General features: G+C 51.1%; 19 protein-coding genes. 3 read left to right on the top strand and 16 right to left on the bottom strand.

What is annotated here, in order from left to right:
* The first annotated feature begins 14 nt into the window (after positions 1-14).
* Complete coding sequence (locus tag NYE26_RS04780) at positions 15-767, top strand: ABC-2 family transporter protein (protein WP_339257321.1); 753 nt, start codon at positions 15-17, stop codon at positions 765-767.
* 81 nt (positions 768-848) lie between these two features.
* On the opposite strand, the gene NYE26_RS04775 is transcribed toward NYE26_RS04780, so the two are convergent.
* Positions 849-1,166 carry a pyrimidine/purine nucleoside phosphorylase gene (locus tag NYE26_RS04775; protein ID WP_339254261.1) on the bottom strand — a complete coding sequence of 106 codons (318 nt, stop codon included), beginning with the start codon at positions 1,164-1,166 and terminating at the stop codon, positions 849-851.
* Positions 1,167-1,201: 35 nt separating this feature from the next.
* A complete protein-coding gene (tkt, locus tag NYE26_RS04770) occupies positions 1,202-3,250 on the bottom strand; it encodes a transketolase (RefSeq protein ID WP_339254259.1) in 2,049 nt (682 codons plus the stop codon).
* Positions 3,251-3,568: 318 nt separating this feature from the next.
* Between tkt and NYE26_RS04765 the strand changes: the two genes are divergently transcribed.
* A complete protein-coding gene (locus NYE26_RS04765; RefSeq protein ID WP_339222834.1) occupies positions 3,569-4,213 on the top strand; it encodes a hypothetical protein in 645 nt (214 codons plus the stop codon).
* 78 nt (positions 4,214-4,291) lie between these two features.
* Here the strand turns inward: NYE26_RS04765 and NYE26_RS04760 are convergent, their stop codons facing one another.
* The 14 genes from NYE26_RS04760 to NYE26_RS04695 form a co-directional block, all read right to left on the bottom strand.
* Positions 4,292-8,167 carry a hypothetical protein gene (locus NYE26_RS04760; protein WP_339254257.1) on the bottom strand — a complete coding sequence of 1,292 codons (3,876 nt, stop codon included), beginning with the start codon at positions 8,165-8,167 and terminating at the stop codon, positions 4,292-4,294.
* Between the two features lie 16 nt (positions 8,168-8,183).
* Positions 8,184-10,460, bottom strand: a complete 2,277-nt coding sequence (locus NYE26_RS04755) for a hypothetical protein (protein ID WP_339254255.1) — start codon at positions 10,458-10,460, stop codon at positions 8,184-8,186.
* Positions 10,461-10,471: 11 nt separating this feature from the next.
* On the bottom strand, positions 10,472-11,071 hold the full coding sequence (locus NYE26_RS04750) for a hypothetical protein (RefSeq protein WP_339254253.1): 600 nt from the start codon (positions 11,069-11,071) through the stop codon (positions 10,472-10,474).
* A gap of 73 nt (positions 11,072-11,144) precedes the next feature.
* A complete protein-coding gene (locus NYE26_RS04745) occupies positions 11,145-11,642 on the bottom strand; it encodes a hypothetical protein (protein ID WP_339254251.1) in 498 nt (165 codons plus the stop codon).
* Between the two features lie 20 nt (positions 11,643-11,662).
* Complete coding sequence (locus NYE26_RS04740; RefSeq protein WP_339254249.1) at positions 11,663-12,043, bottom strand: hypothetical protein; 381 nt, start codon at positions 12,041-12,043, stop codon at positions 11,663-11,665.
* Between the two features lie 15 nt (positions 12,044-12,058).
* Entirely contained in the window at positions 12,059-12,202 is a 144-nt protein-coding gene (locus tag NYE26_RS04735; protein ID WP_155991580.1) for a hypothetical protein, read from the bottom strand.
* Between the two features lie 5 nt (positions 12,203-12,207).
* Positions 12,208-12,417: a hypothetical protein gene (locus NYE26_RS04730; protein ID WP_036727541.1), complete on the bottom strand. Its 210-nt coding sequence runs from the start codon at positions 12,415-12,417 to the stop codon at positions 12,208-12,210.
* A gap of 100 nt (positions 12,418-12,517) precedes the next feature.
* A complete protein-coding gene (locus NYE26_RS04725) occupies positions 12,518-13,369 on the bottom strand; it encodes a hypothetical protein (RefSeq protein WP_339254247.1) in 852 nt (283 codons plus the stop codon).
* Between the two features lie 29 nt (positions 13,370-13,398).
* Entirely contained in the window at positions 13,399-14,457 is a 1,059-nt protein-coding gene (locus NYE26_RS04720) for a hypothetical protein (protein WP_339254245.1), read from the bottom strand.
* Positions 14,450-16,024, bottom strand: coding sequence for an ATPase, T2SS/T4P/T4SS family (locus NYE26_RS04715; protein ID WP_339254243.1), 1,575 nt, complete (start codon positions 16,022-16,024; stop codon positions 14,450-14,452). Before NYE26_RS04715 ends, NYE26_RS04720 begins: the two co-directional genes overlap by 8 nt.
* Positions 16,021-17,085, bottom strand: a complete 1,065-nt coding sequence (locus tag NYE26_RS04710; protein WP_339254241.1) for a hypothetical protein — start codon at positions 17,083-17,085, stop codon at positions 16,021-16,023. Before NYE26_RS04710 ends, NYE26_RS04715 begins: the two co-directional genes overlap by 4 nt.
* Positions 17,086-17,115: 30 nt before the next feature.
* Positions 17,116-17,898: an SAF domain-containing protein gene (locus NYE26_RS04705; RefSeq protein WP_339254239.1), complete on the bottom strand. Its 783-nt coding sequence runs from the start codon at positions 17,896-17,898 to the stop codon at positions 17,116-17,118.
* 274 nt (positions 17,899-18,172) lie between these two features.
* A complete protein-coding gene (gene purU, locus NYE26_RS04700; RefSeq protein WP_339254237.1) occupies positions 18,173-19,069 on the bottom strand; it encodes a formyltetrahydrofolate deformylase in 897 nt (298 codons plus the stop codon).
* A 45-nt stretch (positions 19,070-19,114) separates the two neighbouring features.
* Positions 19,115-20,242 carry a deoxyribonuclease IV gene (locus NYE26_RS04695; protein ID WP_036727528.1) on the bottom strand — a complete coding sequence of 376 codons (1,128 nt, stop codon included), beginning with the start codon at positions 20,240-20,242 and terminating at the stop codon, positions 19,115-19,117.
* Positions 20,243-20,414: 172 nt separating this feature from the next.
* On the opposite strand from NYE26_RS04695, the gene NYE26_RS04690 reads away from it, so the two are divergent.
* Entirely contained in the window at positions 20,415-20,879 is a 465-nt protein-coding gene (locus tag NYE26_RS04690; RefSeq protein WP_339257319.1) for a DUF2621 family protein, read from the top strand.
* Positions 20,880-20,890 lie beyond the last annotated feature (11 nt).

Genomic DNA, 20,890 nt, shown 5'->3' with positions numbered 1-20,890 from the left:
GCAAATACTTGCGGATGCATCTGCTGTCCGGCATGGAATATAAGGGCTGGTGGCTGATGCTGATTCAGGTGCTTACTGTGGTGATCTCCGATCCCATAGCCACCGTCCTGCTGTTCTCCCGCTTTGGCAATATCGGCGAATGGACCGTCGCCCATATCATTCTGGTGTACTCGCTGGCGGTGGCTTCCTTCGGACTTGCCGAGAGCGTATGCCGCGGCTTTGATTATTTCCCGTGGCATCTGCTGCGCTCCGGCGATTTCGACCGGCTGCTGCTCCGCCCGCGGTCCCTGTTCGTGCAGGTCGCCGCTTCCAGATTCCATCTGCACCGGCTGGTCCGGCCGTTTACAGGGATCTGTGCTGCGGGCTGGGCGCTGGGACAGCTCGGAGTTCCCTTGACGCCCAGCAGACTCGGCATTCTGGCGATGGCGCTGGCCGGAGGCTGTCTGATGTACTGTGGAGTGTTCGTGCTAACCTCAGGTCTTGCTTTTTTCACGATCAAAGGGCTGGACTGGATTTTTCTGCTGACCAACGCCAGCTACCAGATTACCCGCTGCCCAGAGCCCTATTTACCGCGAATGCTAAAATCTGTGTTCAGCTTTGTGCTCCCAATGCTGTTCATCAGCTTCTATCCGGCGGCCACCGTCTGCGGCTGGGATTATCCCCGCTGGCTGGGCTTCCTCTCGCTTCCCTCTGGAGCTGCCTTCCTCGGAGTGTCTCTGCTGGTATGGCGCATAGGCGTGAGGCATTACAAAAGCACGGGGAGCTGAGCTCCGCTGAAGCTGACAATACAAAAAAAGCACCCCGGGACCATGAATCTTCCAGGGGTGCTTTTTTTCTACCACTTTCTTTTACACAATCGGGTAAGAACAGCAATAATCAGTTAATGCGAATACTTCCAGAGCAAACTTGGAGTTGCCGGGAACATGGAAGGTTTCCGCCCCGTCAATGTCCTTCCACACTTCAGTACCGGGAAGCAGCACCTTAAGCTTGCCGGAGAGAATCTCCATCGTCTCGGGGCCATCGGTGCCGAATTCGTATACGCCAGGCAGCATAATGCCGAGTGTCACCTTAGTGCCGTCTTCCAGTGTAACTGTACGGCTGGTCACTTTTCCGTCGTAATAAATATTGGCTGCTTTTTGAATTGTCGCGCCTGTAAACTGACTCATGTGCTTATTCTCCCCTTTGTCGTTAGATCCGTCTATTATAGCAGCGCTTTTACGCGGCTGACTACATTTTCTACAGTGAAGCCATATTCTCTAATTACGGTGTCGCCAGGGGCGGAAGCGCCAAAGGTAGTGATTCCCAGAATGTCACCCTGGTCGCCTGTATAACGTTCCCAGCCGAAGGTTTGCGCCATTTCGATAGCCAGACGGGCTTTCACTTCAGGCAGGATAACGGAATCGCGGTATGCTTTATCCTGCTTCTCGAACAGATCCCAGCTCGGCAAGCTGATGACACGAACATCAATGCCTTCTTCGGCAAGCGCAGCCTGAGCCTTAACCGCCAGCTGTACTTCAGAGCCTGTAGCAATGATCTGTGCCTGTGGAGTGCCGTTCTTGGAATCAGAGACCACATACCCGCCGCGTTTGATGTTATCGCGTACACCGTCTACGGTTCCAGCCAGGATCGGCAGGTTCTGACGGGTCAGGACCAGTGCTACCGGATTGGCGGTATTCTCCATAGCGTATGCCCAAGCTGCAGAGGTTTCATTGGCATCAGCCGGACGAATGACCGTCAGACCCGGAATGATACGCAGGGAAGCAAGCTGTTCAATAGGCTCATGGGTAGGACCGTCTTCACCGACAGCGATACTGTCATGGGTAAGCACATAGGTTACCGGCAGCTTCATGATGGAAGCCAGACGGACAGCCGGACGCAGGTAATCTGTGAAGACGAAGAACGTACCGCCGAACACCTTAAGACCAGTGTGCAGTGCAATCCCGTTCATGGCTGCAGCCATTCCGAATTCACGTACGCCGAAGTAGATATTACGGCCGTCATAGGATTCGGAGGTGAATTGGGACAGACCGTTCAAGTGCGTCATGGTCGAGCTCTCCAGATCGGCTGAACCCCCAACCAGCTGCGGGATACCGCCAGTCAAGCCGTTCAGTGCATTACCGGAAGCCACACGGGTAGATACAGCTTTGTCTTCTGCTTTATAGAATGGTAGATTAGCATCCCAGCCTGCAGGAAGCTCACCCTTCAGTGCAGTTTCGAGCTGTGCAGCAAGCTCTGGGTATGCTTTTTTGTAGGCTGCAAATTTCTCATCCCATGCTTTGTTAGCGGCGATTCCTTTGGCCTTCACTTCAGCGAAGCTGGCACGGACTTCATCCGGTACATAGAAATCTTCTTCATATACCCATTTGTAGTATTCCTTCGTCAGCTTCGTTTCATCGGCACCCAGCGGGGAGCCGTGGGTACCGCCGTGGCCGCCTTTACCTTGCTTGTTCGGGCTGCCGTAGCCGATGACTGTCTTCACTTCGATCAGCGTCGGTTTGCTGCTGTCTGCTTGAGCCTCTTCAAGAGCCTTAGCCAGTGCAGGAAGATCGTTACCGTCTTCTACGCGCAGAACCTGCCAGCCGTAAGCTTCAAAACGCTTAGCAACATTCTCGGAGAATGCAAGGTTGAGCTTGCCGTCTAGGGAGATATCATTCGAATCGTACATTACAATCAGCTTGCCCAGCTTCAGGTGTCCGGCAAGTGAAGCAGACTCGGAAGAGATCCCTTCCATCAAATCACCGTCGCCGCAGATGGCGTACGTATAATGGTCAATCACGTTATGTTCATCTTTATTGTAAGTCGCACCCAGCTGCGCTTCAGCCATTGCCATACCTACAGCCATACCGATACCTTGTCCAAGCGGACCGGTTGTCGCATCTACACCGGCAGTGTGGCCGACTTCCGGATGTCCCGGAGTTAAGCTGCCCCATTGGCGGAACTGCTTCAATTCTTCCATAGGCAGATCATAGCCGCTGAGGTGCAGCAGGCTGTAAAGGAGCATGGAACCATGTCCGGCAGACAACACGAAGCGGTCACGGTTGACCCAAGTCGGGTGGTCCGGGTTATGATTCATCGTCTTGGCGAACAATTGGTATCCCATAGGTGCGGAGCCCATCGGCATACCCGGATGTCCGGAGTTTGCCTTTTCAATGGCATCAATGGCAAGTGTACGGATCGTAGTGATGGCCAGGTTGTCCACCGTTGAGTTTTCTTCTTTATGAATGGCTTGATCTTTTGCTTGTTCAGTCATTACAATAATCCTCCTCGAATCAAGAATGTCATTTTGACTATTATTGTATCACGGAAGTGGAAGCATTTCCAATTGTTTTTGCTGCAGCTTATATTTAGCGGCTTCTGTCGGGTCTATGCACGCCTGTGCCAGATTCACGGTGCTTCAGGAGGTTCTTTTTGGAGATACGGATAGGAATCCAGAAACTTAGCCTTAAGTCTAGTTTCTAATTAAGACTAAAGTTTGTTTTACAAAGCGGATTTATACAGTAAGATGGAAGTACCACAGCGGAATTTTAGCCGGATTATCCATAATTTCCAGCAGAAAGGAATTCAGAAGATGACTGCAAACAGAGACATTTATATTGTGCTGACCGGAACAGGCACGGCCTTCAGCGGAATTATTAAATGGTTCACCAAAGCGGAGCTGAATCATGCCTCGATTGCTTTTGACAGTGAGCTGCGTGAGGTCTACAGCTTCGGCCGAAAAAAAGTGTACAACCCGTTTATTGCCGGACTTATCCATGAGAACTTCATCCATCCGTTCTACAACAGTGCAGATTGTGCCATCTACCAGCTCAGAGTCAGTGAGGAAGAGTACAATACTATGTATAACCATGTCCAGGGTATGATGCAGAATCAGGAGCGTTATAAATATCACCTGCTCGGTCTGGTCGGTGTGCTGTTGAACATCCGGATTGACCGGGAGAACGCCTATTTCTGTTCCCAATTCGTCGCCTCTGTATTAGAGGAAACCACCGTTCATCCGGTAGCCAAGCCCTCCTGCTTCGTTACTCCCGAGGATTTCGCTTCATCCCTGTGTGCCCACAAAATATTCAGCGGCAAACTCTCCTACTATATGGACCGGAGTCATTCTGCGGACCTCAGAGGTTCCAGTCTACATAACCCCCAAACTACTAATCCGGCAGATTTTGCAGCCCCAAGGCTGCGGCTGCATGAAGAACGGACCGAGGGAATCGTCTGAACGATCACCCTCCGCCCGCTTGATGCCAAGTAAAACAAAATCATAGTAGCACATAAGGCATAAGGATTGCGTCCCGCGTTATTTTACACGATGGCTCTGATAATATTCTGTCCAATCTCCGAGAATCGTTACCGCCACTGTATCCACCTTGGTCTGATACTCATTGGTTGCGGTAAAGGTAAAAGTAACCGGACCATCCGGCAGCTGTTCGAACGATGGGTCGGCCAGTTCACCCGTCCATAAGGTCTTATCACTCCCGGTCGGACTCAGCGCCGCCGTGTATCCTCCAGTCATTGTGACTTGCACGGTATCCGGTAGTCCGGTAGCTGTCCCCTGCAGCACAAATTTCTCGCCAGCCCAATAGACACTATACCCCCGCGGGCTTTCAGGCGAGCCGCTCTGCTTCAGATTGTACGCCTGACGGTTGCCATTCCACTCCTCTGTATGACGGACAGCCCCCTTGATGCTAAGCAGGTTAACCATAAAGTACTTTCTTACGGACACAACACTCCACTCAAATCCATCGAAGACCTCAACTTCTACAGCATATTTTTCGTACTCTGCTAAGGCTCCATCCGGTACCTTCCATTGTTTTGAACTGGATACCTGGTCACCGGACTGCACCTTAATCGCACCTGTGGCCAGATTAATTATCCGCACCCGGAAGCGCTGCTGCTGATCCCCGTCCTCATCCTGGTAATCCCACTTGATGATCGGCGTCAGTGTGCTGGCAATCGTTGGCTTGTTGGGGCTATCACTTGCCGGATAGGTAATTGAGACCTTGGGTAACCGGTTCAACACGGTAATGCTATGGGACAGCTCTCTGAACAGTCCCAGGGAGTCCGTAACAAGCTGCCGATACGTAAAAACACCGTTTGAAGTAAACTTTTTGTTAAAATCGCCTTCTGTGCTCACAAGCCCCTCTACACCAGCCGCCGGTTTCAATAAATACTGATGACTTATGGTGTCTCCTTTCGGAATATCCTCATCTGTTGCCGTGCTCTTGATATTAAGCACATCCGTCCGGTAGATCGGTACCTTCGTGGCATCCTTTCCGGTATCCGTAATGAGGGTGAACCCCGGCTGGGGCGGATTGTCGATGATGAAGGCTTTTTCGTTTGATACCTCGGACCAGGAGCCCTTGGAATACGCCCGCCCCAATACCGTGAAGTACTCGAAGCGATTGAATGTTGGGTTTGGAACTTGATACTGACGGATCGATCCGCTGCCATCTGTATTCTCTACCGTTTTCTCCAATAGCCCTTCTTTGGTGAAAAATTCAAGCCTGTACTTTTCCTGAGGATCATTCTCCGGATCGGAGTAGGTCCACTGAATCAACGGGTCCCCCTGCTTCTCTGCATCCAGGACCGTTGGGCTCGCGGTTGTACCCGGAGGAGAAGTGATTGTCATGGACGGGGCTTCGTTTTTGATTACATTCACTTTGAGTGACTCATTATTTGACTTCGCCCCAATCTGGTCCACTGCCCAATGTTCCAGGGTGTATATCCCCGGTTCCGGGAAGCTGATTTCGATGCTCGGCGTCTTATATAATTTGGTGGTGCTGTCGCTGTCGGTCACCTTCCAAAAGTATTGAAGACTGGCCATGTCCGATGGATCTTCATCAAAATCAGACGAGGTGTATTGCTTCGTATCGAACTGATACGCCGTTGCAGGACCATTAATGGCGGCCGTAGGCACATGGTTTAGGACCTTGAACATACGTGTCGCATTCGAGGAAAGCGATCCGTCAGAGGCTGTCAGGCGCATTTCCCAGCCATCTGAAATGGCTTGTTGTGGTGAAATGCCGCTACGCGCGATCAGATCCCGGATGGTCATCACCTGGTTTCGGTTACCTCCGGCATAATAGTACGGGCTGCTATTGATCCGGGCATTCCAGGCATAGCTTAGCCAATCCCCATCCTCATCCGGGTCAGGTGTCATATTCTCCATCGTAATGACCGTATCCCGGTATACTTCCACCGGCATATTGAAGGCAGCTGCTGGCGGGTGATTCAGGACTTGTACCGTTTGGCTGTAGGGCTGCGACCATAGCCCTCGGTTATCATGGACCTGAAGCGTCAATTGATATGTCCCCACGCCATAGGCAGCGATATTCGGCGGCACCGTTGGATTGCCCCAATGGCTCCATATCTGCTGCCAGCCATCCTTAATCACTGTCCAGCTGTATACGTCCAGTGGATCATTGTCCGGGTCGAAAGACTTGTCCGTAACCGCTGTAGCCTTACGGTACGATACGATATTGGGCTCGACGGTAAACAGGGCTACCGGCGGCAGGTTGCCGGCCGCCCCTACCGTTTGCTGCGACCAGTCACTCCAGACGCCAACCCCGTTCTCGCCATCGATGTCCCGCACTCTTAGCCGGATATCATATTGGTCATTGGTCGGTAGCTGTGCCGGCGGATATCCATCGGTCCAGACTTGCCCTTCCGTCTTCTTGTATTGCCATTGCCAATCCATGATCCCTTTATTGGAGGCGGTGACATGATCCAAATCGTAGGAGCTGTCCGTGATCTGCAGCCATCCGCCTGACAGCCGGGCACTGAATAGCGCAATTGGCTTGCGGTGCACATGGAACGTCATCGAAGACAGGTTATTCCGGCTCCATTTCCGGTACACGTCGAACCGGTCGTCATCCTTGGGATTGTCACGCCCCTGGAACGTGGCCACGTAGGACCCGCTATACGGGAAAGTCGTATAGGGTGAACTTCGCCATAATCCAGAATCCCAAATGATCCCCATCGAATTATCAAAGAAATACGGATCATGATCAAACCGGTACCGTTCTTCCCGCTTAGGGTCCCATTCCGAGTCAAAGAATTTCGTTCTGGTTTCTACAGGGGTATTGATCAGGACAAAGGACTTGTTCCGCATCTGCTGTTTGACATTAATCGTAAGCGCCGCCTTCGCGGTCATTCCCGACGGGTCGGAGGCTGTGATGTTCACGGTGTAGGTCCCCGGCGGGATCGAGTCTTGCAGCACGTCCAGTGGGATATTGAATGGTTTGGACAGCTTGGCTTGAGGCACCACCGTCTTCTTGTAGAAGACACCAGGGATCTCGGCGGTGACGGTAACGTCCTCGTTATCTGGATCGCTGACATACCCCTCTATGTTGATTCCGCTGAGGCCCGAAGCATTAACCAGCGTAATTCCATTCGCTGTTCCTACGGACAGGCTAGGGGCATAATTGGGTATCAATTGAGCTACTCTAGTCATGTACGGCGACCACCAATAGGTTTTCGTCCAAGCCAACACTCGAATGCGGAACATTTCTGGATCTTTATCTAGTCCTGGCGTATAATCACTTGGCTGATAATAGTTATATCCTTGTGCATACTCATTCGGATAGGTGTTCGCCATCAAGTTCCGTATGTTGGACATATCTACATCAATAACAGCAGGCATATAATATCCTTGAGATGCTACTGCATTGGTGTGTAACTTTCCCCAATCTGCTGACCAGTTATAATACTGACCATAAAAGTCAGGTGTTCTAGGATCATTACAGCTCCAGTTATTATCATCACCATAAGCATTTCTGTTTAATTCATACTGGTACGCCTCTTTGGTATAAATGGAACTACACATTTCGATTTCCATGGGCTCCGTATATCCGCCCCAATCAGGCCTCCCCGTTGTATAGGTGACATGCAAGTTAGAGCCTGGAACAATATCATAGGTCATTCTTTTGGTCGTTTTATTAAATTTAAGATTGGTTACCTTCAGAGCAGGGAAATCAATGACAACCTTATCATCCTGATTGGCATGTCCCCCTCGCCCAGCTTCAAAGACAATATCCCGGTAATAAATGAAATTGTCCTCTGCCGCCTGCACCGTACTGGCCAGTCTCGTCATTTCGACAACTGGCTGCGGCAGTGCGGGAATGAGCAGCAAGTAGGCCATAAGCAAAATGATACTTCTCTTGAATCTCTTCAATGTCTGCCTTCCTCCCCTACAAGTCCCAATCGACTTCTGGCGCGCGGTTATCTATTTCTACCGTCCGCTCCACCAGCGCTTGTTTGATCGAATCGGTATACGAATCTGCAGAACGCCGGTCCGCCTCCGTCACGTAATCCTCAATGGTCGGTTGACCAAACTCTTCAAAGACCGTCAACCGGATCTCGTATCTCCCCACCTGAGTCAATTCCAGCTTAGGATTAATCTCATTTCCATTATTGAAAATCTCCCAATTCTCATCGGTAAACCGCCCGTCATTATTGGAGTCGTACCGATACTCCCAGATCCGCCGGTTCAGGGTATCCTTGTCTGTGGAAAAGGATCTGTCCGTAATTTGGATGATCGCTCTATTCCCCTTCTCCGGGTCCCGATACATTTTTTGGGCAACGTCAAAATAAACACTTGGGACTTCGTCCGGTGCAATATCGAACGTGATTTCCCCATCTGCACCATAGCCGGCTGTATTCTCAACATGAATATTTGCTTTGTATTTCCCTGGCTTCCGGAAGAGAACGTCCTTGCTCTCCAGCTCGGCCAGACTGCCGCTGTATTTGATATCTGCATTAGTCCCGCCGCTGACTGCGCTGATCGTGACCTGAGTTTTAGACTTAATGATCGGGAATCGTGTCGGGCTTGTGCTGCTGTTGGTGAGCGTGGTTTTCCGGTTCTGCTTCAGCGATCCGGTGATCTCCAATGTTGCGGATGGAATCGGTTCAATGACCGTTACCTCGGTACTGGTGCTCCCGATCAGCCCGTCATTATCGACCACAGTAAGACTGATGGGGAATGTCTGACCGACCTTATCCCGTGTGTACCAGACATAACCTCTGGCCGTATTTTCAATCCCGCCTTCTGCTCCAGGAGTTCCCCAGGCATAATCGGTGATATAACCGTCCGGGTCGGAGGAATTTCCTCCATATACCATCATGTCAGACCCGGCTTTGACATACTTGGGTGCGCTGATCCGGGCAATCGGTGGCTTGCCCTCGGGCTTGGTCGGCTTGTTCGGTACGGATGGATAGCTGACCGGATTGTCCTTCTTGTACACCCCGGCCGAGACTTCCATTTTCTGCTCCAGGGACGTAATCGTCCCAGTCTTCGTAATGACCGGGTTCTTGAACCGAATGATTACCGTCAGCGCGTAATCCTGTTTGAAGCTGTCACTGGTCACCCGGCTGGCCGGGATCTGGAAGTCAAAGCTTTTCGATGCGGTCAGCATTTTGCCGTATTCTTTCTTCATGTCAGCCTTCGCTGAACTGTCTTTTTCCTTGGCATAGAATACCCATTCTTCGATGTTAGAGGAATTTGTGTAACCCAGCAGTTCGCCTTTAACGTCGATCTTCACATCGACCTTGCTGCCCTCCAGCTTGATCGGGTTCGGACTTGGCTTCTCCAGCGTGGCCGTTCCGTTTAGCGTAGCTTGGTCGGGTGGGGAATAATCAAAGGTGACCGAACCGGCGTAGCTGTAGGATGTGACTTTGGCTTCAGCATTGAAGTAGTACGGGAGGGTGACGTAGTAGAGCCGCCCTTCTACCCACTGTCCTTTAGGAAAGCTGTCTGACACTTGTTCGGGTCTGTTTAATTTGGATGGTACTGTATATGTGATCACGAATTTACCGTTCTTAACACTCACACTTCCTGAATCGCCTATAAGGTTCTGTGGGTTAAGCTGAATGCTTGATTGAATTACACTACTGTATGGAACCTGAGTCTGATCCTTTTTATACCAGGTTGCTGCACTAGGACTCACGGGATCAGACTTCGTTGAAACCGTTGTTTTCGGGGGTACTGCAGATGGTGTTCCGTAATCGTCTGCGTTTTTGTTGTAGCTTACGTTGTATCCCTTGTCTTCTTTGTAATCGTTGATCTGCCAGCGCCGTCCATCCGCATAACGCCAGATGGAATTCCCGGGATTGCTCACAAAAGGATCACCAAACCCACTCTTTGTTCCCTGCACAGGAAAGGTCTCATCCTTCACATTCCCCTTCAGCGTGACCTTGATCTTCCCATTCTCAACGGTGATTGCTCCTACGACACTATTGTTTCCTGAATATTTGAGGGTCCCTGCCTTAACCGCGGGGCCGGTGACCCCGCTGGGCAGATCCAGATAAAATGTCTTTGCACTATTTCCTGAGCCGGTTAACCCGGTTGTCACTGGTATACTGATACTACCTTGTTTAGCCCCTTCTGCTTGTGCGGAATAGATAAGGGTTGGTTTAAGTACCAGACAGACGACCATCAGAGTAGTAATCCATATTTTTTTGTTTTTCATTAATTTTCCCCTCATGCTTTTGGTTTAACGATGTATTTTGAGACGAATTGACCTTTGTAATCTACGCTGACCTTAAAGTAATTAAAATCTCCACTATACAAATATCCTTGGTACGTACTGAGCTTTTCTCCCGGTTTTAGACTCCAATCCCACAAAGCTTGTTTGCTATTAGGTTTGTAGTAACTCGCTTCGGGCATGGCTCCAAATGCTTCTCCTTTGGAAAGATCACCAAAGTTCAAACGCCACTTGGCACTCAAATCTTTAACGTTTTGTTGAACAACGTTACCACTCTTGTTCTCCACAGTGATTTTCGTCCAAAGAAAATACTGAAACCCATCTAAGTTGTAACCATACTGTTTAGCCAGCGCCTGGGCATCCTTCGACTTCGCATCAAAGATCATAATCTTCTCCAACGTATAGCTCAGCCCGCCGGCCGTAACTGTCACCGGCAGCTCCACATCCTTCACCAATCCATACTTAGACAGGTTGTCCCTCATAATAGGTGCTGCCGTCGGTTTTGCAGCTGTCGCATGTGCAGATCCTACTTGGCCTGAAATCGAACCTGCTAACAGTGCAGTTGCTAACATTGTTTTCATCATTATCTTTTTCATCTGAATCTCTCCTTTAGTAGTTTGTACGACCTGCTAAGGCTCGCCTCAGTGCAGGATTACCCTGCCGGATAGTTCATCGATTCAGCTTATACTCCTGAACCGCCGGCACTGTAATGGCCTCTTGAACCTTGCTTCTGGAGATCAGCACCGGGTGCTGCGTTTGAATAACGGCGATGACCGAAGGACCTTGTATGTATTTGGTGATACCGTAAGTACTGTCCTCATAGAGCAGCGGAAAAGTATCGCCCGTAGATTCATCCACGATGTCGAACTTGACGATCTTCACTTGAGCCTGAAGCCGGCTCCCCGCCAAGGGGGATAAGCCGTCATCCAGTCCCAGATTACTCTGCAAGGTGTGGCGGAAGGTGGTATAAGCCTCAGCGGGATCAATGACCAGACGGCCTTGGGCCTTCGCTGGTTCGTCCAACTCCTGAGATGCGTCATGGACGGCCATATTATTGGCATCCTTAAGCATGCTGCGCACCTGGTCCCATTCCTGGTTCTGAATCTGAAAAAACCAGGAATAAATAAAGATCAACAGGACAAAGGCCAGCTTGATAATATAATCCATAGGTTAGCTTCATCCCTTAATTAATCGAGATATTCACTCATGATTGAGCCATGTCCATAGTACTGGGTCGGCTGGGATACGCCGGAGAAATTGTAGGGGAACAGGTTCACCCGCGGTGCGGTTACGTACACATCAATCCGCTGTTTGCGTTCAAGGATCACTTCTGTTCCGCTGGTGATCTTAATCGAGCCTTCGGGAAATCCTACAGCCTTCAGGTTAGAGATGACCTCAGCCTTCATGGAGGCAGTGACCATCCCTTCTGTCGCTGCCTTTTGCGTGATATACGAGGTGTTGGCTTTGACCTGCAGGTCGAGCAAATAATCAATGTACGTAAAAATCGGCTGCAGGATTATGAACAGCACCAGCCACATGAACAAGGCCCGGAGGACGGTTGCCTTCAAGCGCAGCGCCTCCTTTTAATACTTCTCGACAGCTTTGACATGGGTAATAATATCATCCTGGCTGCCACCGATAATGCTTGTAGCCCCAGCGATAAAAATTCCGGCAATCACAAAGCCAATAGCCAGAAACAGAGCGACGGAAATCGAGTCCTTCTTCATCTCTGTTAAACCAAAGGGCCAGCGATTGTGTACGTTACTGCTGCTTCCACAGAATCTGCGGGCTGAACCAGACTAACCTTAGGGATTTCAGGTCTGTTGTCATCCGCTTTATCGATTACGTCCCGTACTACAGGAATCAATACAGCGATTACGATAGCCACACACAGGAACCCGATTGCGATAAACAAACCAGTAGAAATAGCGTCTTTTTTCATTGTTAATATCCCCCTTTTGATTGTATATTTTAAAATGATTCTTGAATATAACAAAAATTTCATTTGGTTCTTTTTCTTGCTGTCAGCCTGCCTGAACTCGTCATTGGAACATCCCTACGCCGTTAAAATTCCCTTTGATCAGCATAATGTACTGCATCGCCAGCGACACAATCATCAGAAAGGTGGCGATCGACGGAATGACATTGATGATCGTGGAAATGTCCCCGATAAAGGACCATTTCTTCAGATATTGGTCACTTGAGATTTTGGTAATAATTTTGCCCTGCTCCTGCAGATACTTCGCTGCTTCATGGTCATCATCCATCCCTTCTGTCGCAAGCAGAATCGAACGAATATCGTTGATAAACATGTGGTTCTCCGGGAATTTGCTGCAAAACCATTCAATGGCCCGCTCCGTCCCCTCATCCACCGCCCGCTCCGACAGCTCATACAGATCCTGGCGGATGTAACTGAAATGGTTGGCCGTCCCGGCGCAGAAGGCGCCAAATTCCACATATCCCCGTTTGCGCAGACGGTTGTTCTCATAGAGACGGATGAAGGAGATCAGCTCCCCGTCTTTTTGAATCAGTGTCTTCTGATGCAGCCAGCTCAGCACCCAACCAAACGGCAGCACCCGCTGCGGGCTGGTAATTACGAGAATCAGCAGAGCAACCAGAGGATCGTATATTGACAGTGGCTCTGATCGTATGAAGTCTCCCGTTACCTGGGCCAGCAGATAGAGGAAAGCCGCCGCATATCGGAACAGGGTGATTTTGGCTGCTGATATAGAGAGTCCGCTCTGATTGAGCAATTGCTGCAGCCGCTCATTGTGCACACGTTCCCCGAAAGCCTTCCACTGCTGGCCCAGACGGAGCACATACCGCTGCTGACGGCTGCTGCTGCTGACAAAGACCAGTAAGGCAAGATACACAATACCTGTTACAGCTATCAAAAGTAGTAATCTATCCATCATTCATCACCTTAATGGTAGTCCAGTCTGGGTCTGGCGAGGATGGTACTGATCATGAACGAGATGAATAGGCCCGTCAGGATCACCATCATAAATGTAAGTCCAATTGTTGTCTCGAACTGCAATTTGAAATACACATCCGGCTTCAGCATGTACATGAACGTTCCCACAGAAGACACCAGCACAATCAGATTACCGTACAGCCCCAGGCTGATCGCATCCCTGCTGCTGGCCTTCACCGTCAGAATAGTCTCCCGTTGCAGCTCCATTGAGCGGTTAAGCGTCATGAGCGAGCTTTTGAGATAACGGGTGCCTTCCTTCTCGCAATAGAGCAGATCCGATACGAATTCTACGGCAAACGTCGTGCCAATCGCTCCGGCAAAACGCCCGGCTTCCTCGTTCAGCTCCCGTTCATTGCTATAGCCAGCGAACGCTGCCCCCAGCAGCCTCAAGGGCGTCTTCAACACATTCTCCCCCGGCAGCAAGTCACTGGTCTTGGACAAAATGGAATCCGCAGACAAATGCGTGAATTTGGTGGCGATTTTGATCACATCGAGCAGATCGTAGCTCCCCCGCACCTTGCGCTGGGCATAGGTATATCTCATCCGCAGATAAGGAATACAGGCCGAGAGCACCGCCAGAAACAGCGGAAGCCGCCAGGCATTCGCCACAGGTGCGCCATCATTCAACACCATGCCTTCCAGAAAAGGATTGCTGAAGCTCATCTGCCCCGGCAGCTCTTTAAGAGTCAGCAGACTCGATAGGAATACCCCGAGGAACAGCATCCCCGAACGGGTGACGAAGCGCAGCACACTGATGCCCGGCTCGTATCGCTTATGGGCAAAATACAGCAGATCATCCAGATGGCGGTACAGCCACATTTTCCTCTTCGCGCTGCTGACCTTGTGGCCGAACAAGCTCATCCGCAGATCCAGCTTTTGCCCCCACTGCCATAGATGCCGCTCAATCAGCGGCTTGACCAGCAGCCAGAGTCCGCCTGCAACGAGTAGGTGAAGCACAAACTGGATGATATAGAACAGCAGCTCCACAGGCACTCCCTCCTCATTCATTCAAAACGATTTTGGACTTCAGACTTTCCTTCAGCGGGTCAGTCATCGGCTTCTGCGCAGCGAGATGTCCAAGCTCCTGCAGCAGCATCCGTGCCGCTCTGGCATTCTTCTTCTTCATCTTATCGATCAGCGCCTGGGTCAGCTTGTCATTATAGGTCCAGCCCGCCTGCTCCGGTTCCCAGCGCATCAGATCATTGGCGAAGACTGAATTACTGGCCTCTTCATAAAAGACCTCGGAGATCCGTGCCAGCCGTTTCTTCCCATCCGGGACACTCTCCAGAATGAACACCAGCTCACAGGATTTCAGCGCTGAGATTAAATGCCCCTTCAGGCTGCCGCCAATCCGTGTAGATACAGCAAACGCCCCCTGATAAGGAATATCCTCTGAATCTACGGTATGAAAGGTGCCCGTAATGCCGTCATAGCCCTTCTCACCGCTCCATAGATAGAATTCCCACTCGTTATATCTCATTTCTGTCATGTACAAAATGTTCGGGTCATGCCGCAACGATTCCACACCGACCTCCATCAATTCCTCATTGGAAGCCTGAATGGGAATAATCCGGTGGCCTTTGATCTGATACGGTAAAATCGACTCCGGATGCTTCTCGATCATCACAACGCCCATACAGGAAGAGGAGCCGAGCAGCTGCTCGCCGACAATCGTGTTGGCAAAAGTGGTTTTACCCGACCCTACGGCCCCCGCGATAATCGTGTTGCGAAACGTCCCGGTAAGCGCACGAATCAGATCAATCGCTTCCGCAGGAATACATTCCGTGCCGGCCTGATCATCCAGATCCAGAAATTCAACGACCTGCCGCCGCAGCGAGATGGTAGTGAAGCCCTCCCAGACCCGCGGGGAGACCCAGATAGCTAGACGAATGAATCGACCGGGCCAGAGAGGATCATCCATTTTGAATTCAACGGAAGGATTATCCTTGTTCAGCTTCTTGCCGGGATCACTCTTGAGGAGAGAACGCTTAAGCTGCTCCACCCGGTCCAGCGAAGGCATCTCATAGGGATACGCCACAAACCTCCCCTGATGGTTATAAAAAATTTGCCGCCCGATCATCTGCAGTCCCGTTGATTCGCTATAGGCACGGTCTGTGAACCAGCGGTAGGCGGGGCCGAAGCCCTTCCATTCATGAAACAGCGCTTCAGCGGCTGTGCGGTAAGCCTCCGGCACTTTTCCGGTAAACGGCGTCCGGCGCAGATATTTCTCAATCTCGTTCATGAAAAAGCTGACCGCCTGCGGATCACCAACCAGCGCCTTCGCATTCAGTTCGAAATACCCGTCATCCTCACGCTCCAGCCCGGCGTTCATTTCACTTTTCATGGTGTGCAGGAAGCTGTAGAAGTCCTCTTTGCCGGGCTTACTGGTACGCAGTACGCTCTGCTTCAGTGAGAATAGCCGTCTGCTCTGCGTTCCGTCCACGCGTCCAGGCACCGCCTGTAAGCTCTCGTCCCGTTGTCCCTGCCGCCTGCCCTGCTCAGGGTCCAGCGGAGCCCATCCGGATAGCACCCGCTTCTGCTGCAACGTCAAGCTGTCATCCTTGTTGTTAATCATTGAAATATCCCCTTCTTGCGGGTTTCCTGGGCGAGGCCCAGTGATACAAGCAATGCGTGGACCTTATCGTCCACTTGCTGAAGCTCTTTTTTGCCCAGCGGCAGACTCTCTGGAAAAGATGGATAATACGGTAGCTCCAGCAGAAGCTCGCTGCCAAAACGCAGGGCCAGGCTCTTCGGTGACGTTAGCTCCTCCACATTGCTGCGGTTAATTATCCACTGGAAGTCCTGCGGATGCAGGTCCATATGTCCGGCCAGCTCCATCAGGGGCTGCAGCCTGTGTTCATGCCGCGGGTGTGTAACGATCATGCGCAGCAGCGACTTCTGTATTCCCACATACCACGCGGCGCTCTCGGGAATCGACCCGAAGTCCGCAATCACCACATCGGCGCTTTCACTTGCTCTCGCCAGCAGATATTCGATCTCCTCCTCCTGATAATCCTGGGCGCTTAGGTAATCGAAGTTCCCGGGCAGATAGGCATAGCCTTCCTGCTTCACCAGTGAGCTGAAGTCCTCATCATGCAGCATTTTACCGGTAATCCGCGGCCGCAGCCTGTCCAGACTAACCGCCGTCTTCCGGTCATAGCCCGGATCGTACAGGTCGAGACCCAGCATAATCACCCGCAGCCTTGAAGCGGCAATCCTCCTGGCGAACAGCTTGGCAATACTCGTGCAGCCAATACCTGGCCCCGAGCCGAAAAAGCCTACCACATTACCGCTCTCCTTATGCTCATCTTCGAGCATATAGCGCAGCTTATCGATAATTGCTGCTGAGGTTGAACGCGGGGGCATGAAAAATATGCCCAGACTCTCACACTGCATATGTATAGCCTGGTAACCCCGTACCCCTTTTTGCAGATAGATGTACAAAATTGAAGAGTCCGGATACCTCCCTCTTAGCTCTCTTAATTCCGCTACCGGCACCTGCTCGCTCGTCACCATTAACAGATGCCCTCCGGCATGCTCAGGCTCCGGCAGCACACTTTGCGCAATAACGGTGAATCCTGCCAGCTTAATCTCGTTGATCGTCAGCTGATCTATGCCCAGACTGAATATTCTCAAGTCTCATTCCCCCTTCCCTTCTGTCCACGCCTACTCTACCCGGACAATCCATAGCTTCTTGCCCTGCTCGAGATAAGCTCCCAGCAGCTCACCGTCGCTCTTCTTCAGCTTCAGCTCCGGGGCTGCCACCTTCCCGGTGGAAGTAAAGCGGTTATTGTTGTTGCCGTTCTCCGAGTCGAGTACATCGTTGTTATCTTCCGTACGCACGTAGTTTACGGTCACTCCGCTTAAGAATACTTTGCGCGCAGGGATCTCCGGCGGAGCCTCTGCTTCCAGCAGGGAAGAAGCGTCTGAAGCCTGTCCCCCTCCGGGAGTAGCTACAGATGCTGCAGCAGCCGGACTGTATCCTCGGCGTTCTTTTGCGGGTAAGTCTCCTTCGACCAGATAGATATCTACCTTATCCCTGCTGCGGAGAGAACCGTTGATGGCATAGATGGCGTCTTTGGGAATCGGGAAAATCCCTTCGTCCTGCTGCGGCTCCAGCTCGCTTACATCCACCAGTGACTCGGTCAGAATACTGCCATCCGTCAGATTGACATTCGTAATCTTCTGTTCCACCTGCTCCAGACTACGGACGACCCCTGCCGGGATGTCTTTGGTCTGTACGGAATCCAGATAGAGATTCTCTGCTGTCAGCTCATGATTCTTAGGCAGAAAGCCCCCGCCAGCCACCTTGATTTTGACAACGGTTTGTGACAGTACATAAGGCTTGAAGTAGAGATCATAGCCGAGCAGTCCGCCGAAGCCGATGAGCAGGATGAGTCCGGCGAAGAAATAATTGCGTTTTAATAGACGTCCGTGCTTTGTTGACAAGCCCTTTACCCCCTTTGAATGTGATTTCTGCACATAGCAAAATACATCTTGGCGCTTATGTCCAAAATGCCGGTAAAATGCTTTTTTACCTTAGTAGTTGAGAAGTGTATTAGATTATCCTTGTGAGGGTGTGAAGCCTGAGGCTGCGGGAAGCTCCCGCTGAAGATAAATACCGGTAAAAGCCAGGCCAGAACGATATTCTATATCCCCTGCGTTAAGCTGGGTTGCTGACTTTTACCGGAGTGGTTGTAATGGTTACGGCAAGATTAGCTTATTAATTAAATACTACTGTTTTGTTGTGATGCACGAGGATTCTGTCCTCAATATGCCATTTGACAGCACGGGCCAGAACCACCCGCTCAATCGTACGTCCAATGCGCTTCAGCTCATTCACATCATCGCTGTGGCTGACCCGCTGAACGTCCTGCTCGATAATCGGTCCGCCATCAAGCTCCTCGGTCACGTAATGGGCAGTCGCCCCGATGATCTTGACTCCGCGCTGATAGGCCTGGGCGTACGGCTTACCACCAACGAAGGCTGGCAGGAACGAATGATGGATATTGATGATCCGGTGCCGGTAATGCTCGATGAATGAAGGGGAGATAATCTGCATGTACCGGGCCAGTATGATTACATCGATATCTTCACCGATAACCTCCAGTTGATGCGCTTCAGCTTCAGCCTTCGTCTCTGCGGTGACCGGAATATGATGGAACGGAATGCCAAAGGATTCCACATAAGCCTGCATATCGGTGTGGTTGCTGACCACAAGCGCGATATCTGCATCCAGGTCACCCGCCTGCCACTGCCAGAGCAGTTCCACCAGACAATGGTCCTCCTTGGAGACGAAGATCGCCAGCCGTTTCTTGTGGCTTACCTTGAATATCTGCCAGTTCATCTTGAAGCGCTCGGCAACACCGCCGAAGATGTTACGTACCTCGTCCAGCCGCTCATCCAGCTTAGGCAGGTCAAACTCTACTCGCATGAAGAACATTCCGCCGTCCGGGTCCATCGTATATTGGTCCGACTGCACGATGTTCGCGCCATGCTGATACAAAAAATGCGATACCGCTGCTACAATCCCCGGTCCGTCAGGACAAGATATGAGCATACGCGCCCGGTCCGGATAAGGTCTGCCTGTTGAATGCTCTCTCTTCACATGTAATTCCATAGTTCTCGGTTCATCCTCTCATCTGCTTGCGTTATCTATGTGGATTTATGCCTTCACGAGCAGCTGTTTGCCTGCAAGCCAGGCGATCAGCCGGTGATTAACGGCTTCCTCACTAAGCTGAGGGAATAATCCGGCAGCTATGACTTGATCATAGAGACGTTCCAGTGGTTCACGGGGATCAGCTTTTTTGGCCTTGGCATCATTCTTGAGCAGCTCCCACACATCCAGCACATAACGGCGTGAATCCAGCTCCTGCTTGGCAAAAAAGGCATGCAGCTCTTCCAGCTCCTGCAGGAATTCCGCACCGAAGCGTTCAGCAACGTTGCCACGCAGCAGGGCGATTTCTACTTCATACATGGGACGGAGCTTCTTGGCGTCTTTGCCAATCCAAGGCGTCTCCAGAATAAACGGCAGACCTGCGAGTGCTTCATGCTGGACTACATTGTTGATCGTCTCGAATCCTAGGTAGCCAGAGCCAATCGGTGTATGACGGTCTTTGCCCGCTCCGCGCGGGTTCTTGCTGTCATTAAGATGGATCACGCCGAGCCGCTCCAGGCCGATCGTATCATCGAACTTCTTCAGCACCCCATCCAGATCGTTCACGATATCGTATCCGGCATCATGAATGTGGCAGGTATCCAGACAGATCGATAGCCGCTGATTAAATTCAACCTTATCTATAATGGAGGCAAGCTCCTCGAAGGTGCGGCCAATCTCTGTGCCTTTACCAGCCATCGTCTCCAGTGCGATATGCACATCGGTCTCATTCGTACCGCCCAGCACCTCATTCAGGCCGTCTGCAATGCGCTGGATGCCGTAATCAGCATCCTTATCAGTGAATGCACCCGGATGCAGGACAATATGCTTGACCTCAAGCGCATGGGTCCGGCGGATCTCCTCCTGCAGGAAATCTACTGCCAGCTGATAGGTATTTTCCTTGTAGGAGCCCAGGTTAATAATGTAAGGGGCGTGAACCACAATCTCGCCGACGCCATTCTCCCGCATCTTCTGCTTGCCTTCCTCGGGGAACATCGATTCAATCGGCTTCCGGCGCGTATTTTGCGGCGCTCCCGTATATATCATAAACGAGGTAGATCCGTACTCATTTGCTTCATTGGCCGCGCTCAGGAGACCCTTGTCCGCGCAGGACACATGTGAACCTATTTTCAGCATGCTTAATTTCCCTCTTTCCTTCACGAATTAACCCTTATTCTACCGTGATCGGGAGAATAAATCTAGGCAAGCCCCGAAAGGCCGCTTCCGCTTCGCAAACCTAAGGAAATACGCTATACTCAAGAGGAGCAAAAGGAAAGTGACAATCATCATTGTCAAAGGCGGTGTATTCATGCATTTCCATTTACCCTCAAGCTTATTATCCACATCTCCAAGCAACTGGTTTATGAACTCCATCGCATTTTGGACCTTTTTACTGCTGGGCTGCATGTGCATCGGCGGCTATTTTATGTTCCGCAAATTCCTGAAGGTACTGCCCAAGGCTGACGGCAAATCCAAGCTGGACTGGCAGAACTACTGGGTGGAACGCAGCCGTCCGCTGTGGAGCGACGAGATGAAGGCTTTTCTGGACCAGCTTGTACAGCCGGTGCCTAGCCCGTTCCGCGATATTGCCAAGCACTCTATCGCCGCTGAGATCGGCAAGCTGGCTGTAGAGAGTCATGCAACTGAGGTTACCCGTGAGCACTGTATCCAAGGGTACATTATTGCTACGCCCCGGCGTGACAACAGGTTCCTGATCACCTTCCTGGAGAAGAACGGCATTGACTACGCGCCTTACAAGCATCTGGTCAAATAAAGCATATTAAG

The sequence above is a fragment of the Paenibacillus sp. FSL P2-0136 genome, assembly GCF_037975325.1.
GTDB lineage: Bacteria > Bacillota > Bacilli > Paenibacillales > Paenibacillaceae > Paenibacillus_AQ > Paenibacillus_AQ silagei.
This window is presented reverse-complemented; position numbering and strand designations above follow the sequence as displayed.